Raw genomic sequence first — 14,798 nt, forward strand, 5'->3', positions numbered from 1 at the left:
ACTTTATCATGCAAACGACTTCCATCCTGACCATCTGGTGGTGGCACACTCCCTGACATGCGGGCGTGTGGTCGTTGCTGTACCTGTAATCTGACAGCAAATTAAGAACCCAAAGAAAAAGCCCGCTGACCCCAGCGGGCTTTTTTATTATCCGGCAAATGGACCTGTGATGAAACCGAGAATTCAGACAAGCAAGCTGACCTGGCGATGGCGCCCCTGAACCAGCCACCCCGGACCAATTAAATTTTCAAGGAATTCAATGTCATGAACATCGGTAAACAGCATCACACGCAAGGGAACGCACTATGACAGCCACACATCGCCTTCCTCTGGGTGAATTCGATACCCTCAAACTCAACGCCCCCTATGTGGCCGATCCGCTGGCGCTCTATACCCGCCTCTGTCAGGGTCGCCCCAACAACCTGCTGCTGGAATCGGTAGAGATCGACTCCAAGGCAGGCAAACAGAGCCTACTGCTGGTGGATGCCTGCCTGCGCATCGAGTGCCGTGGCCACACCGTGCGGGTGCGCAGCCTGAACGACAACGGAGCCCAGTTGCAGAGCCTGCTGGCTGAGCGGCTGCCTGCGGTGGTTGCCCGCTCGCTGGTAGATGGCGAGCTGCAGCTCGACTTCCCGGCCTCCGATCGGGAGCAGGACGAAGATTCCCGCCTCAAGGGGAGCAGCGTGCTGGACGTGCTGCGCACCCTGCAGCGGGAGCTCGATTGCCAGCTCGGCCCTCTTGACGCTAGCGCGAACAGCGAAGCGCTGTTTATGGCGGGCAGCTTTGCCTATGACCTCATCGCCTCATTTGAAGATCTGCCCGACGTGCCGGAGGGGAGCAACAGCTGCCCCGACTACTGCTTCTATGTGGCCGAAACCCTGATCACCATCGATCATATCGAACGCACCACTCAACTGCTTGCCTGCATCTTTGGCGGCGACAGCGACGAGAGCCAGGTGGAAGACAGATACACCCGCCTGACCGAGCGACTCACCGACTTCAAACAGATTTGCCAGCAACCCCTCTGCGCCGATCTGACCACCCAGCCCCTGACCGGCGGCATGAGCGTGGACAAGAGCGACAAACAGTTCTGCGCCGAGGTGGAGAAGCTCAAGGGCTTCATCCGCCGTGGCGACATCTTCCAGGTGGTGCCGTCCCGCTGCTTCTCCCTGCCGTGCCCGAGCCCGCTGGCCGCCTATCGCCGCCTCAAACAGACCAACCCCAGCCCCTACATGTTCTACGTGCAGGATGAGGGCTTCACCCTGTTTGGTGCCTCGCCGGAGAGCGCGGTGAAATTCTGCGCCGCCAGCCGCGACGTGGAGATGTACCCCATCGCCGGTACCCGCCGCCGCGGCTTCAACCCCGATGGCAGCATCAACCGGGATCTCGACGGCCGCATCGAGCTGGAGCTGCGTCAGGACGAGAAAGAGGTGGCCGAGCACCTGATGCTGGTGGATCTGGGCCGCAACGACATCGCCCGCATCTCGGAGCCGGGTACCCGCTACGTCAAGGAGCTGTTGAAAGTGGATCGCTACAGCCACGTGATGCACCTGGTCTCCAAGGTGGTCGGCACCTTGCGCTCCGATCTTGACGCCCTGCACGCCTATCAGGCCTGCATGAACATGGGCACCCTCACCGGCGCCCCCAAGATCCGCGCCAGCGAGCTTATTCGCATGGTGGAAGGCAAGCGCCGCGGCAGCTACGGAGGCGCCGTCGGCTACATCAACGGCGCTGGCGAGATGGATACCTGCATCGTCATCCGCTCCGCTTTCGTGAAAGATGGCGTGGCCCATGTGCAGGCCGGTGCCGGGGTGGTCTATGACTCCAAACCGCAAGCAGAAGCGGACGAAACCCGCGCCAAGGCGGCCGCCGTGCTGGCCGCCATCGCCGCCAGCCATGGCACCTCCCTGCAAGCCCTGAGCGCCCAGCAGGAGCAACATAAGGACGTGAGCCAATGAGTACCGGATCAACAGCCACCAATATCTTCCTGCTCGACAACTTCGACTCCTTTACCTACAACCTCGTCGACCAGTTCCGCTCCCTCGGCTATCCGGTGCGGATCTACCGCAACAGCCTGCCGGCGAGCCGCATCATGAGCGAGATCGCTGCCTGCGAAGGGGATGCGGTGCTGGTGCTCTCGCCGGGGCCGGGCGCCCCCCACGAGGCGGGTTGCCTGATTGACCTGATCAAACTGGCCCGCGGTCAGGTGCCCATCCTCGGTATCTGTCTCGGCCATCAGGCCCTGTGCGAAGCCTACGGCGGCACCGTCGGCGCGGCGGGCGAGATCGTCCACGGCAAGCGGTCCCTGATTGAGCACAACGGCCACGGCGCCTTCGCGGGGCTGCAAAGCCCCTTGCCGGTGGCCCGCTACCACTCGCTGGTCGCCACCTATGTACCGGAAGAGCTGACGGTGATTGCCCACTATCAGGGGATGCCCATGGCCATCGAGCAACAGGATGAGCGGGTGCTGGGCTTCCAGTTCCACCCGGAATCCATCATGACCTCGGAAGGGGCCCGTCTGCTGACTCAGGCGCTCGCCCATATCACCCGCCCAGAAAGCAGCGTGCGTTAAGGTAAGGAGACCAACATGCATCAACATCTCAACACCCTCTATCAGGGTCAGTCTCTGAGCCGTGAAAGTACCCGCGACGCCTTCGGTCAGGTGGTACGTGGCGAAGTGGACCCCATCGTGCTCGCCAGTCTCCTGACCGCCCTCAAGATCAAGGGAGAGACCCCGGAGGAGATCGCCGGCGCCGCCGAGGCGCTTTTGGCAGAAGCGCGCGACTTCCCGCGTCCGGATTACGAGTTCTGCGACATCGTCGGCACCGGTGGCGATGGCCTCAACACCATCAACGTCTCCACCACCTCGGCACTGGTCGCCGCCGCCTGCGGCCTGAAAGTGGCCAAGCATGGCAACCGCTCGGTCTCGAGCAAGTCGGGCTCAAGCGATCTGCTGGACAAAATGGGCATCAAGCTCGACATGAGCCCGGCGCAGGCGCGCCGCTGCCTGGATGAGCTTGGCATCTGCTTCCTGTTCGCCCCCCAGTACCACGCCGGGGTGCGCCACGCCATGCCGGTGCGTCAGGCCCTCAAAACCCGTACCCTGTTCAATGTGCTGGGGCCGCTCATCAACCCCGCTCGCCCCACCTATCAGCTGATGGGGGTCTATGCCCCCGAGCTGGTGCGTCCCATCGCAGAAACCCTGCTGGCACTGGGGCTGAAAACCGGTATGGTGGTTCACGGCGCCGGGCTCGACGAGATTGCCATCCACGGCCCGACCCAGGTGGCCCAGATCCGTGACGGCGAAATCCGTGAATTTATGATCACCCCGGCTGACTTTGGCCTCGAGACCTATCCGGTCAGCGCCATTCAGGGTGGTGAGCCTGAAGAGAACCGTGCCATCACTGCCGCCATTCTGGAAGGGCGTGGCACTCCGGCTCACAACGCCGCCATTGCCGCCAATGTGGCGCCACTGCTGCTGATGGCGGGCAAGGCGAAAGATCTCAAGAGCGCGGCGGCCGACGTGCTGGCGGTGCTGGCGAGCGGCAAGGCAGCGGATCTGGCTGCCCGGCTCGCCACTTTAAGCCATCAGGATGCGGGCCATCAGAAGGCATGATGTCAGCCACCACGTTGCACAGCAGTCATTCAGAACGCCCGCAGGGCAAGAGCCAGTTTCGCAAGGATAACGAGATGTCAGACCTTATTGCCCCCCATGCATTTCTGAACATGGCCTCCATCAGCCAGACCATCCTCGGCAAGATCGTGGCGGCCAAACAGGAGTGGGTTGCCGCCCGCAAACTGGCCCAGCCGCTGGAGAGCTTCCAGAGTGCGCTGACCCCAAGCGATCGGGATTTCGTCGGGGCGCTCAAGGCGGGCTCCACCCGCTTTATTCTGGAGTGCAAGAAGGCTTCCCCCTCCAAGGGCTTGATCCGCAACGATTTCAGCCCGGAGGCCATCGCCGACATCTATGGCAAATACGCCACCGCCATCTCGGTGCTGACCGACGAGAAGTTCTTTCAGGGGGATTTCGCCTTCCTGCCGCGGGTGCGCAGCCGCGTATCGCAGCCGGTGCTCTGCAAGGATTTTATGATTGACCCCTATCAGGTCTATCTGGCCCGCCACTATCAGGCGGACGCCATCCTGCTGATGCTCTCGGTGCTCACCGACGAGGGGTATCGCGCCCTGTTCGCGGTGGCCAAGGAGCTGGGTCTGGGCGTGCTCACCGAGGTGAGCAACGAGGAGGAGCTGACCCGCGCCATCGCGCTAGGGGCGCCGGTCATCGGCATCAACAACCGGGATCTGCGCGATTTGAGCGTAGATCTGAACCGCACCAAACAGCTGGCTAAAGATATTCCGGGCGATCGGGTGGTGATCAGCGAATCCGGCATCAACCACCGCGCTCAGGTGGCGGATCTGCGCCACCACGCCAAGGGCTTTCTGGTGGGCTCATCCCTGATGGCCGAGCCGGATCTGGAAGCCGCAGTGCGCAAGCTCACTCTGGGCCAGAACAAGGTGTGCGGCCTGACCCGCGCCGAAGATGCCGCCGCCGCCCATCAGGCGGGCGCGGTGTTTGGCGGTCTTATCTTTGTGGCGAAAAGCCCACGCTATGTGGACATTCCCGCCGCCCGCGCCGTGATGGCGGGCGCACCGCTCTCCTACGTCGGGGTATTTCGCAACGCCCAGCCCGCCACCATCGCCAAGACGGTGGATGCGCTGGGACTCGCCGCGGTGCAGCTGCACGGAGATGAGGATGCCGCCTATATCGATACCCTGCGCCCACTGCTGCCGACAGGCTGCCAGATCTGGAAGGCCGTAGGCGTCTCTCTCGGCAAAGAAAACGGCGAACCGCTGCCCGCCCTCGACTACCCGGCGGATCGCCTGCTGCTCGATACCAAAGTAGGCAGCCAGAGCGGCGGCACCGGTCAGGCGTTCGACTGGGCCCTGCTGGCCACGCTCGACAAGAGCAAACTGATGCTGGCGGGGGGCCTTAATCCCGACAACGCCCTGCAAGCGGCACAAGTGGGCTGCCTCGGCCTTGATTTCAACTCCGGGGTGGAGAGTGCCCCGGGCCAGAAGGATGCGCATAAGCTGGCGGCTGCCTTTGCCGCACTGCGCAACCTGTAACGCAACCCTTTTTGATATTTCGATTTAGCTAATACAAGGAAGAAGCCATGACCCTGCTCAACCCGTTTTTCGGTGAATTTGGCGGTATGTATGTACCCCAAATCCTTATCCCGGCCCTGCTCCAGCTGGAGAAAGCCTTCGTCGATGCCAAGGATGATCCGGCCTTTATCGCCGAGTTTCAGTCCCTGCTGACCGAGTATGCCGGTCGCCCGACTCCGCTCACCCTGACCCGCAATCTGACCAAGGGTACCAAGACCCGACTCTATCTGAAGCGTGAAGATCTGCTGCACGGCGGCGCCCACAAGACCAACCAGGTGCTGGGTCAGGCGCTGCTGGCCAAGCGGATGGGCAAGAACGAGATCATCGCCGAGACCGGCGCCGGTCAGCATGGTGTGGCCACTGCGCTGGCCTGCGCCCTGCTCGGCCTCAAGTGCCGGGTCTATATGGGTGCCAAGGATTGCGAGCGCCAGAAGCCCAACGTCTTTCGCATGAAGTTGATGGGCGCCACCGTCATTCCGGTGCACTCCGGCTCCAGCACCCTGAAAGATGCCTGCAACGAGGCACTGCGCGACTGGGCTGCCAACTACGAGTCGGCCCACTACCTGCTCGGCACCGCCGCCGGTCCGCACCCCTTCCCCACTATCGTGCGGGAGTTCCAGAAGATGATCGGCGAAGAAGCCAAGGCCCAGTGTTTCGAGAAGGAGGAGCGGTTGCCCGATGCGGTGATCGCCTGCGTCGGCGGTGGGTCGAACGCCATCGGCATGTTTGCCGACTTTATCGATGAGCCGTCGGTGCGCCTCATCGGCGTCGAGCCGGGTGGTCACGGCATCGAGAGCGGCGAGCACGGTGCGCCGCTCGGTCACGGTAGCAAGGGGGTCTTCTTTGGCATGCACTCCTACCTGATGCAGGACAATCAGGGCCAAATTCAGGAGTCCTACTCCGTCTCGGCGGGGCTGGATTTCCCCTCCGTCGGCCCGCAGCACGCCCATCTGGCCGCCATCGGCCGCGCCGAGTACCCCTCGGTGACCGACAAGGAGGCGCTGGACGCCTTCCAGGAGCTGGCCAAATCCGAAGGCATTATCCCGGCGCTGGAGTCCTCCCACGCGCTGGCCCACGCCCTCAAGATGGCCCGCAGTGAACCGGAAAAAGAGCAGGTGCTCATCGTCAACCTCTCCGGCCGTGGCGACAAAGATATCTTCACCGTCGCTGACATTTTCGAGAAAGAAGGAACCTTGTCATGAACCGTTACGCACAACTCTTCTCCCGTCTGGACGAGGCCAATCAGGGCGCCTTTGTGCCGTTCGTGATGCTGGGGGACCCCACTCCTGAACTCTCGCTAGCCATCGTCGATGCGCTGGTCGCAGGGGGCGCCGATGCCCTCGAGCTCGGCATTCCCTTCTCCGATCCGGTAGCGGACGGCCCCACCATTCAGGGCGCCGCTCTGCGCGCTTTTGCCAGCCACACCACCCCGGACGACTGCTTCGAGCTGCTTGGCCGCATCCGCGCCAAGTACCCGCAGCTGCCGATTGGCCTGCTGGTCTACGCCAACCTGGTCTATGTGCGCAAAATCGACGGTTTCTACGAGAAGTGCCAGCAGGCGGGCGTGGACTCGGTGCTGGTTGCCGACGTGCCGGTGCAGATGTGCGCCCCCTACAAGGCGGCCGCCGACAAGTTTGGCATCGACAGCATCTTTATCGCCCCGCCCAATGGCGACGCCGAGACCCTGAAACAGGTGGCGGAGCTCGGCAATGGTTACACCTATCTGGTGAGCCGCGCCGGCGTCACCGGCGCCGAGACCAAGGCCGGTATGCCGGTGGAGGGGCTGATCAATACCCTGCGCGAATTCAACGCCCCCCCCGCCCTGCTCGGCTTTGGTATCAGCGAGCCAGCTCAGGTGCGTGAAGCGATCGCAGCTGGCGCCGCCGGTGCCATCTCCGGCTCCGCCGTGGTGAAGATCATCGAGACCCACCACCAGAACCCGGAACATATGCTGACCCGCCTGAAAGAGTTTGTGGAAGGGATGAAGGCTGCGACCAATCGATAAGGTCCGGTTGGGGTCAGATGTCCGTGGCCCTGAGTTGCCAGTTCGCATAACCATGTAAAAGGGGGCCTGATCGGCTCCCTTTCTTTTTATCTCGCTTGTACCCGCTAACAGCTCCCGACATGTTGCTCCCATCTCCCTCGTTGATCCCCTCGCCCTCTGGGAGAGGGTTAGGGTGAGGGGCCTGACACATTGCTAGCCAAACCAGCGGCTAACCCAAAGCACAACCGATGACTAATTTGTTGATCCAACACACAGATTCCCACCAAAACGCGCTTCTCAACGCTCTACCCTCGCCTTTAAGATACCCGAATGACAATCAATCTATCGGAAGAACGCCATGACAGCGATTGTTGCAATCTCGCAGGTTAACAGCAGCGGACTGGGAGCTGGAACTCAGGGGCGGTAGCGTGGTTTATGTAGGCTGCTGCAGCGAGTAGCAAAGCCCAACAGGCAAGCATTATTGCGCCAACCAGATCGGGATAAACAAGGATGTGGTAGATCGGTACAACAGATTTACAGATATATTCGCGGTAAACGTTGGGCTTCACTTCGTTCAGATCCAACCTACGATTTTTAGCCCAACATTCGCGATGTTTAAGAGTGATTCGCAACGCGTGGCATTTTTACTATACGTTGATTTTAGTGGTTAAGGTGGTGTGCGGCGGCATCGGTATTGCGTACCTCATATTTCTGGGGAAATCAGGACACCCACCTTTCTGAGCAAGACGCTGTATAGTCAGCACACAAAAAGGGGGGGGGGCCTAAATAGCTCCCGCAACACGCGGTTGATCATGTGGTGAGATTGATTGCGAAGATGCTCATTCAACACAAAATAAAGAGCGTTAAAGCAACGACTCTGATGTGTGTCGGGGACGAAAATGAATGTTAAAAAAATTTTTTGGCGTTGGATGATGCCGCTCGCTATTTTATTTAGCATCATCCTATCTTGCACTTCCTCTGACATTGTGAGTTGGCAGGAAGAGGTCGTGCTGCACGATGGTAGCAAGATCATGGTAGATAGATCACAGAGTTATGGTGGTCGTCGTGAACTAGGGCAATCTCCTCCCATAAAGGAGCAAGCAGTTTCATTTACCATACCTAATACTAATGAATATATTTCATGGAAGAATGAGTATGGGGATGATATCAAGAGAGCAAATTTCACTCCACTTGCCCTTCATATATTAAATGGAGTGCCATATATTATATCAACAACCACATCATGCCTTTCTTACAATAAATGGGGTAGGCCTAACCCCCCTTATGTTATTTTTAAATTCCATAGTAAAGTATGGCAACGTATTTCGCTGGAAGAACTTCCCATCGAATTAGATAGTATAAATTTAGTGATAACCACCAAGTCTAATGAGAAAGTTCTACTGGATGAATCCCCAATCAATCCAGTGGTAATGAAGGAAATGAATAGAGATATCAATCAACCTGAATTGAATGGCATTCTGAGAAAACCAGTTTATACAGGTGATTGCTCAGTCATGTTCCACGATGGAAAGGGGAATTGGAGTAGTGATGATTCATTTAAACGCCAACCAGATATTGACGCTTGTTTAAATTATTGCAAACGAGAAGGGTACGATGCTAAACATTGCCCTTGCAATCAGATTTTTGGAGAAAAATAAAATTGATAGTAACATACAATATGCACTGATGGCGGGGCGTGCCTACCAAAGTACCCGTGGAAACGATAATTTATTTCCCGAGGGAAATCAGGACACCACCTTTCTGAGCAAGGCGTCACATAACCAGAATCACAGAGATGGGTGTCCAAGGTCTGATTTGTTACTCAGCCACAATTTATCCAATAACAATTTCCCCCCCACTACCTCTCTTTTTTCCACACCCGCCATCCCATCAACACCAGCATCAATAGACCTCCCGGCAGCCAGACCCAGTAGAGCTCGGAGAGGATCACCGCTTCACCTCGGGCAGTGAGATAAGCCTCCAGCTTGAAGGGGGCAACCCGGATCACCTGCCAGGGGGCGAAGAAGCGCTCATCCCGCCACGGCCAGAGCCAGCCAACCCCCTTGCCGCCGGTGGTGAGGGAATCGAGCAAGCTGTGGGAGAGTAGCGAGACCAGCAGAAACGACCAGACGGTGACGGCGCTCGCTCGAAATTGGCGGTGAAACAACATGGCCAGCGTGGGCAGGGCAAAAGCGAACAACAGGGAGTGGGTAAAGCCGCGGTGACCAAAGACATGGCCGTAGGCGACCCCCAGTTTAAAGGCGAGCACATCGGCATCAGGCAGCATGGCGATGGCGACACCGGCCAACAGCAGGCGGGGCGGGATAATCCGGCTGCCAAGCCCCAGTCCAAGGCAGAGAGGGACGGCAGCGTGGGTAACTATGGTGGGCATAGAATAAAGCTCCAACTGAAAACGTGAGCCTACCCTAACCCCGCTCGGTGAAGTGAAGGTGAAGTGCGCCCACTGTATTGACTCGCTGTTAGCTGAACGCAGCGCCAATCAGCCTTGGCACGTTAACTTGAAATGTTCATTTAACAGCGGCTGACATGCAGAACGGGATCGTGATAAGTAGTCTCTTCGGTTCACATCACAGGGATAGTTGCAGCGATGAATGTACCAAAAAGCCTCGTGCGGATTGCGAGCATTATCAGCCTTTGGTTAATGACTGGATGCATGGCTGAGGCCGCCTCTGCGCAGCCACAGCAAGAGCCGTACGCGCTGATCTATAACGGGCCGGTTTCTGATGGAGATAGCACCAGAGCGATTGCGGATGTTGTCAGGCAGGTGGGCTTGCCAGTCAGGTATCTCTCCAATCTCGAGGCGCTGCCTGCAGAGCTCGATAATGCCAGGGTGTTGATCGTAGGCGGCACTGAGGACGATGTTGAGCCGCTCCTCAATGCCTTCACCGCGGACGCTCGTTCGGCGTTAAAAACCTATTTGCAGAATGGTGGCCGCTACCTCGGGATCTGTGGGGGTGCCTTTGTGGCATCCACCGGCTGGTCTGAAGAAGAGGGCTTTGTGCCGGCGCTGGGCCTTGTTCCTGCCACATCCGATGATTATGACGGCGACTTTAGCGCCAGGATCTTCCCGATCAGCTGGCTTGGTGAAGAGCGCCAGATGTATTACCAGGCCGGCCCGCAATTTACGCCGGTGCCAAGCTCCGAGCAGGTCAAGGTTATCGCCCATTTTCAAAACCATCAGATTGCCGCGCTGATCAGCTCATACGGCAAAGGCAAAGTGGCGGTTTCCGGGCCACACCCGGAAGCACCCGAATCGTGGAAAGAGAATGCGGTGGACGGCGACAAGATGGAGTCCAATATCTATCTAGCCGCTGGATTCGTTAACGAGTTGCTCTCCGAAAAGCCCGTCACCCATTCGAAGTAGGCGTGTCCCTACGCCCTGGATGTGACCCCATTGCTCGGCCCGGAAGTCAGGCCAGCCAATCGGCAGCAATCCATAAAAAAACCACCGACCTGCAAAAGGTCGGTGGTTTTTTTATCGGTGGTAGATAACGGGTAGCCGATACGAAGGGTTCGCTACCTCAACTTTCGCCCGGGAGCGAGCACTACTCTTCCTGCTCCTCCGGTTGTCTCTCCTCACCCCGTATCTGTAGCAGCTCCTCGACCCTGGCTTGCCACTTGTCGTGGGCCTGTTTGCGCTCCTGCTGCATAAATGCTTCTCGCATGGTGTCGATTTTCTGGTCAAGTGTTTCCATCAGAGTGTCTCCTTGTGTGACCGCGTAAAGACTGGCTGACGGCGCGTTGGCCAACCTGCTCCCCTAATCTGACACCGCTAATGCCGTTACTGCCCAATCAAATAATCGATTGGAAATAGGAAAACCAATCTAAGAATTCTTTTCGTGTTTATTCCACCACGCCAGCGCGAGGGAAACAGACCGCTCAGAGCGGGATGATCCGGCACGCGGCCAACACATGATTGAGTGCAGTCATCCCCCTTTTCAGGGGAATGGGGCGCCGTTGCCCCATCCGTCCAGTGGGGGGTACCAGCAGATTTCCGGGATGTTGCTGTGCCCATGATCACACAGTCACAACTCTCGCCCTCCGCTCACCGCGCCCCCGCTTTTTATCATCTAGAGTTAGCGGGCAGTCCAAAAGCTGCTGATTTATATACATTCGCCGCCAAGAGGGATCTTTTTTCATGACCGAGCATATCGATCTGCTACCTATCAACACGGATGATGAGCAGGACGCAGGCAACCGTTACCTCTACTACACCGAAGGGGATCTGGCCCGCATTCTTGCCAATCTGGAACAGCTGCGCCACGCGGTGTTTCCGGCCGCCATCGGAGAGAGCGAAACGGGCGCCGCCGTGCCCCACAACTTTCCGTCCGTCTGTCTGGTGGGGCTGGGGCGCTGCGGCTCCAACATCGCGCAGGATGTGGCCTCGCTGGTCTACAACGCCCGCAGTTTTTATCTCAATGAATTCAACAGTGAAGAGCAACGCAAGCGGGAGAAGGAGTTTGGCCCGGTGAGCTGGATCCGGCGCAATCTGCGGCTGCCAAACAACGGGGCCCGGCCGGTCTTTCTGATCGAGCCCATGGTGATGCTGGGGGATCTGGACAAGGACATCGATGGCCGCATCCGCCACTCCAATCGCAGCGGCGAAGGTGGCTCCTTGCGTGACTACGCCAAGATGCGGGTGATGGACTTGTCGGAGATCCACGCGGGAGGCGCGGGTAACGCTCCCATCCTTGGCCAGTATCTGGCCAAGATCATCCTCAACAAGAGCCCCCACTACTTCGCCAACTCGGAGTGGCAGGCCATTCATACCTATCTGGTGGACTCCTGCGGCATCAAGGCCAACCAGTCCCGCCTCTATTTCTACATCTTCAGTGCCGGGGGCGGCACCGGCTCCGGCATGGCCTCCGAGTTCGGGCTGGCCCAACAGTACTCCTACATGAGCAAGACCTTTTCGCCCCCGTCAGAAGAGGAGGAGCACCTCTCCCTCGGGGAGCACTTCATGTTCGATCCCATCTTCACCAGCGGCATCTGCATCCTGCCCAATATCTGTGATCGGGGTATCGAGATCTCGGAAGCGCTGCACATCAATGCCGGGCGCCTGCTGTGCAAGTATCTGGCCGAGGAGTGGGACTTCTCCTATCACTTCGACAACGAGCAGGCGTGCGATGCCAGCATGCTCAAGCGGATCAGACCCTGGAATGCCATGATGCTGATCTCGAACGACATCATGCGCTACGCCGAAGAGAGCGACGATGGCGAGATCCAGCATGTTGACGTCAACACCATGGAGAAGTACGCCAACCAGTACATCTCCCAGCAGATCTTCAACATTCTTACCGCTCAGGCCGTCACCACCGACTACGACGAGAACTACTTTCGCCGGGCGGGCATCGATATCAGCGAGACCATTCGACTCGATGCCAACGACCTCTTTATGAGTCTGGCGGGGCCGGTGGCGGTGGCGTATGCCGAGTCCATCTCACCCCCCGGCGGCCTGTTTGACAAGGAGGATGGGCTCAATGTGGACGATCTCTTCACCCGTTCCATCGAGCTGCCCCACTTCAACAAGATGACCCAGGCCATCGAGGGGATCAGTCTGCTGCCCATCGAGGCGGGCAACTATCGGGAGTATCTGGACGACTATGTGAAAAGTGGCCATAACCCGGCCCACCTCAACGAGCTGCACTTCTTCAAGAACTGCTCCTCTGTGGTGTCGATCATCTCCCTGCCCAAGGAGTACAAGCTCTCCTATATGGATCTCAACCGGCTCAAGTCTCACCTCAACGGGCTCTTCCCCAATACCACCCTCAAGCGGTATGCGCTGGTCATCGGGGCGTCGGCCAACATCTCCCTCACCACCCTGATCGTCAAGAGCCCCTGCCTGAGCGATGACTTCCTGACCCTGATCGTGGCCTTTATCAAGCGCTGCTTTGCCAAGGATCACTATCGCTTCGATGAGCATCTGGACAAGGCGGTGATCGAGATGATCTGCAATGAGGAGTGGAACGATGCGCTGCTCGACAGCATGCTCAACGAGTTCGAGAACCCGGCCAAGATCCTCGATACCAACTGGTACGCTATCAAGCCCATGTATGAGAAGAAATATCGGGAGCTTATCCGCGAGAAAGAGAAGTTCGTCTCCATCAACGATATTCGCCTCAGTCGTGAATCGGTGAAAAAGGCGCTGCTCTATCTGCGGGAGATCTATCGCCACCGGGTCAGCAAGACCCGTATCCTCTCCCTCAACCCACGGCTGGGGGAAGCGAACGCTCGCTAGCACCCGGCCCATAAAGCCCCATAAAGCAAAGCGCCCGCCCCAGATGGGGCGGGCGCTTTTTTACTGGCGCAGCCTGGCTTTATCTCATCAGAGAGAGACAAAGATCCCGGCCAGGGTGGCGCTCATCAGGTTGGCGAGGGTCGCAGCCAGCACCGCCTTGAAGCCCATATTGGCCACATCGTGACGGCGCTCCGGCGCCATGGTGCCGATGGAGCCAAGCTGCACCGCAATGGAGCCCAGATTGGCAAAACCGCACAGCGCGAAGGTGATGATGATCTGGGTGTGGGCACTCAGATCTGCCTTGATATTGGCAAAGTCCAGATAGGCGACAAACTCGTTCATGATCACCTTCTGACCAATCAGCGATCCTGCCGCCATCATCTCGCTGGCGGGCACGCCAATCAGCCAGGCCACCGGAGCGAAGAGATAACCCAGCAGCTGCTGCAGGGAGAGATCGGCCCAGCCGAACCACTCGCCGACGGTAGTGAGACCGGCGTTGATCATGGTGATGACGCTGACAAAGGCCAGCAGTATGGTGCCGATGGCCACGGCGATCTTCATGCCGCCCATGGCGCCGCCCGCCAGTGCGTCGATGGCGTTGCTGTAGTCGCTCTTGTCGAGGGTGATCTCGGTCTGATCGCTCACCTGTTGCTGCTCCGGCACCAGCAGTTTGGCCATCAGCAGGCCACCCGGCGCCGCCATAAAGGAGGCGGCAATGAGGTATTTAAGATCCACACCCAGACCGGCGTAACCACCCAGCACCGAGCCCGCCACCGAGGCCATGCCGCAGCTCATCACCGCAAAGAGCTCGGAGCGGGTCATACCGGCGAGGAAGGGACGAATAAGCAGCGGCGACTCCCCTTGCGACAAGAAGATATTGCCGGTGGCCACCAGTGACTCGGCGCGGCTGGTGCCGAGCAGGCGGTGCACGGCGCCACCCAATACCCGGATCACCCACTGCATGATGCCGAAGTGGTAGAGCACGGCGATCAGCGCGCTGATAAAGATCACCAGCGGCAGCACCCGCACGGCGAAGATAAAGCCGTTGCTGGCGAGATCGCCAAACACGAAACGGATGCCGCTGTCGGCAAAGCCGAGCAGGGCGGAGACGCCATTGCTCATGGCACCGAGCATGATTTGTCCGGGGGGGAAATAGAGCACCAGCGCGGCAAAACCGGTTTGCAGGGCGAGCGCACCCAGCACGGTTCGCCAGCGGATGGCTCGGCGGTTTTCACTCGCCAGCCAGGCGATAAACATCAGGGCCAGCATACCGACCAGACTCAATAACAGTGTCATCTTGCACCTATGAAGAGAGGAGTTTCATATGGCAAGTCTGCAGACAGGCGTCGCGGGCGATCCGGCGAGAGAAATGCCGACCCACGCGACACGCAG

At 58.8% G+C, this 14,798-nt stretch carries 12 protein-coding genes; 9 read left to right on the forward strand and 3 right to left on the reverse strand.

The features are described 5' to 3' along the window. The first annotated feature begins 305 nt into the window (after positions 1-305). From BN1139_RS09140 to BN1139_RS20975, 7 genes are all read left to right on the forward strand, one after another. Positions 306-1,958 carry an anthranilate synthase component 1 gene (locus tag BN1139_RS09140; RefSeq protein ID WP_005350222.1) on the forward strand — a complete coding sequence of 551 codons (1,653 nt, stop codon included), beginning with the start codon at positions 306-308 and terminating at the stop codon, positions 1,956-1,958. Then, positions 1,955-2,572, forward strand: a complete 618-nt coding sequence (locus tag BN1139_RS09145; protein ID WP_005350219.1) for an aminodeoxychorismate/anthranilate synthase component II — start codon at positions 1,955-1,957, stop codon at positions 2,570-2,572. The genes BN1139_RS09140 and BN1139_RS09145 overlap by 4 nt, the downstream gene beginning before the upstream one ends. A gap of 15 nt (positions 2,573-2,587) precedes the next feature. After that, positions 2,588-3,616: an anthranilate phosphoribosyltransferase gene (gene trpD / locus BN1139_RS09150; protein WP_005350217.1), complete on the forward strand. Its 1,029-nt coding sequence runs from the start codon at positions 2,588-2,590 to the stop codon at positions 3,614-3,616. Further along, positions 3,616-5,124, forward strand: coding sequence for a bifunctional indole-3-glycerol-phosphate synthase TrpC/phosphoribosylanthranilate isomerase TrpF (gene trpCF, locus BN1139_RS09155; RefSeq protein ID WP_005350214.1), 1,509 nt, complete (start codon positions 3,616-3,618; stop codon positions 5,122-5,124). Before trpD ends, trpCF begins: the two co-directional genes overlap by 1 nt. Before the next feature lie 47 nt (positions 5,125-5,171). Next, positions 5,172-6,365 (forward strand): tryptophan synthase subunit beta, encoded by a 1,194-nt coding sequence (gene trpB / locus BN1139_RS09160; RefSeq protein ID WP_005338139.1) that lies wholly within the window; start codon positions 5,172-5,174, stop codon positions 6,363-6,365. Further along, positions 6,362-7,168, forward strand: coding sequence for a tryptophan synthase subunit alpha (gene trpA / locus BN1139_RS09165; RefSeq protein WP_005350211.1), 807 nt, complete (start codon positions 6,362-6,364; stop codon positions 7,166-7,168). The genes trpB and trpA overlap by 4 nt, the downstream gene beginning before the upstream one ends. Before the next feature lie 878 nt (positions 7,169-8,046). Next, positions 8,047-8,805, forward strand: a complete 759-nt coding sequence (locus BN1139_RS20975) for a hypothetical protein (RefSeq protein WP_005350209.1) — start codon at positions 8,047-8,049, stop codon at positions 8,803-8,805. A 200-nt stretch (positions 8,806-9,005) separates the two neighbouring features. Here the strand turns inward: BN1139_RS20975 and BN1139_RS09175 are convergent, their stop codons facing one another. Continuing rightward, positions 9,006-9,539: a metal-dependent hydrolase gene (locus tag BN1139_RS09175; protein ID WP_005350208.1), complete on the reverse strand. Its 534-nt coding sequence runs from the start codon at positions 9,537-9,539 to the stop codon at positions 9,006-9,008. Positions 9,540-9,755: 216 nt separating this feature from the next. Between BN1139_RS09175 and BN1139_RS09180 the strand changes: the two genes are divergently transcribed. Next, positions 9,756-10,532 (forward strand): BPL-N domain-containing protein, encoded by a 777-nt coding sequence (locus BN1139_RS09180; protein WP_005350204.1) that lies wholly within the window; start codon positions 9,756-9,758, stop codon positions 10,530-10,532. A 181-nt stretch (positions 10,533-10,713) separates the two neighbouring features. On the opposite strand, the gene BN1139_RS21650 is transcribed toward BN1139_RS09180, so the two are convergent. Then, entirely contained in the window at positions 10,714-10,863 is a 150-nt protein-coding gene (locus BN1139_RS21650) for a hypothetical protein (RefSeq protein WP_005338159.1), read from the reverse strand. A 443-nt stretch (positions 10,864-11,306) separates the two neighbouring features. Here BN1139_RS21650 and BN1139_RS09185 point away from each other — a divergent pair, with 443 nt between their 5' ends. Continuing rightward, complete coding sequence (locus tag BN1139_RS09185) at positions 11,307-13,406, forward strand: hypothetical protein (RefSeq protein WP_005350202.1); 2,100 nt, start codon at positions 11,307-11,309, stop codon at positions 13,404-13,406. Between the two features lie 87 nt (positions 13,407-13,493). Here the strand turns inward: BN1139_RS09185 and BN1139_RS09190 are convergent, their stop codons facing one another. Then, on the reverse strand, positions 13,494-14,702 hold the full coding sequence (locus BN1139_RS09190) for a NupC/NupG family nucleoside CNT transporter (RefSeq protein WP_005350199.1): 1,209 nt from the start codon (positions 14,700-14,702) through the stop codon (positions 13,494-13,496). Positions 14,703-14,798 lie beyond the last annotated feature (96 nt).

Source organism: Aeromonas veronii bv. veronii, assembly GCF_000820225.1.
Classification (GTDB): Bacteria; Pseudomonadota; Gammaproteobacteria; order Enterobacterales; family Aeromonadaceae; genus Aeromonas; species Aeromonas veronii.

What these genes read in the sequence shown, in the direction of transcription:
- BN1139_RS09180 (WP_005350204.1), top strand. Translation starts at nt 9,756, where the DNA reads ATGAATGTACCAAAAAGCCTCGTGCGGATTGCGAGCATTATCAGCCTT.
- BN1139_RS09175 (WP_005350208.1), bottom strand. Translation starts at nt 9,539, where the DNA reads ATGCCCACCATAGTTACCCACGCTGCCGTCCCTCTCTGCCTTGGACTG.
- trpCF (WP_005350214.1), top strand. Translation starts at nt 3,616, where the DNA reads ATGTCAGCCACCACGTTGCACAGCAGTCATTCAGAACGCCCGCAGGGC.
- BN1139_RS09140 (WP_005350222.1), top strand. Translation starts at nt 306, where the DNA reads ATGACAGCCACACATCGCCTTCCTCTGGGTGAATTCGATACCCTCAAA.
- trpA (WP_005350211.1), top strand. Translation starts at nt 6,362, where the DNA reads ATGAACCGTTACGCACAACTCTTCTCCCGTCTGGACGAGGCCAATCAG.
- BN1139_RS21650 (WP_005338159.1), bottom strand. Translation starts at nt 10,863, where the DNA reads ATGGAAACACTTGACCAGAAAATCGACACCATGCGAGAAGCATTTATG.
- BN1139_RS09185 (WP_005350202.1), top strand. Translation starts at nt 11,307, where the DNA reads ATGACCGAGCATATCGATCTGCTACCTATCAACACGGATGATGAGCAG.
- trpB (WP_005338139.1), top strand. Translation starts at nt 5,172, where the DNA reads ATGACCCTGCTCAACCCGTTTTTCGGTGAATTTGGCGGTATGTATGTA.
- trpD (WP_005350217.1), top strand. Translation starts at nt 2,588, where the DNA reads ATGCATCAACATCTCAACACCCTCTATCAGGGTCAGTCTCTGAGCCGT.
- BN1139_RS20975 (WP_005350209.1), top strand. Translation starts at nt 8,047, where the DNA reads ATGAATGTTAAAAAAATTTTTTGGCGTTGGATGATGCCGCTCGCTATT.
- BN1139_RS09145 (WP_005350219.1), top strand. Translation starts at nt 1,955, where the DNA reads ATGAGTACCGGATCAACAGCCACCAATATCTTCCTGCTCGACAACTTC.
- BN1139_RS09190 (WP_005350199.1), bottom strand. Translation starts at nt 14,702, where the DNA reads ATGACACTGTTATTGAGTCTGGTCGGTATGCTGGCCCTGATGTTTATC.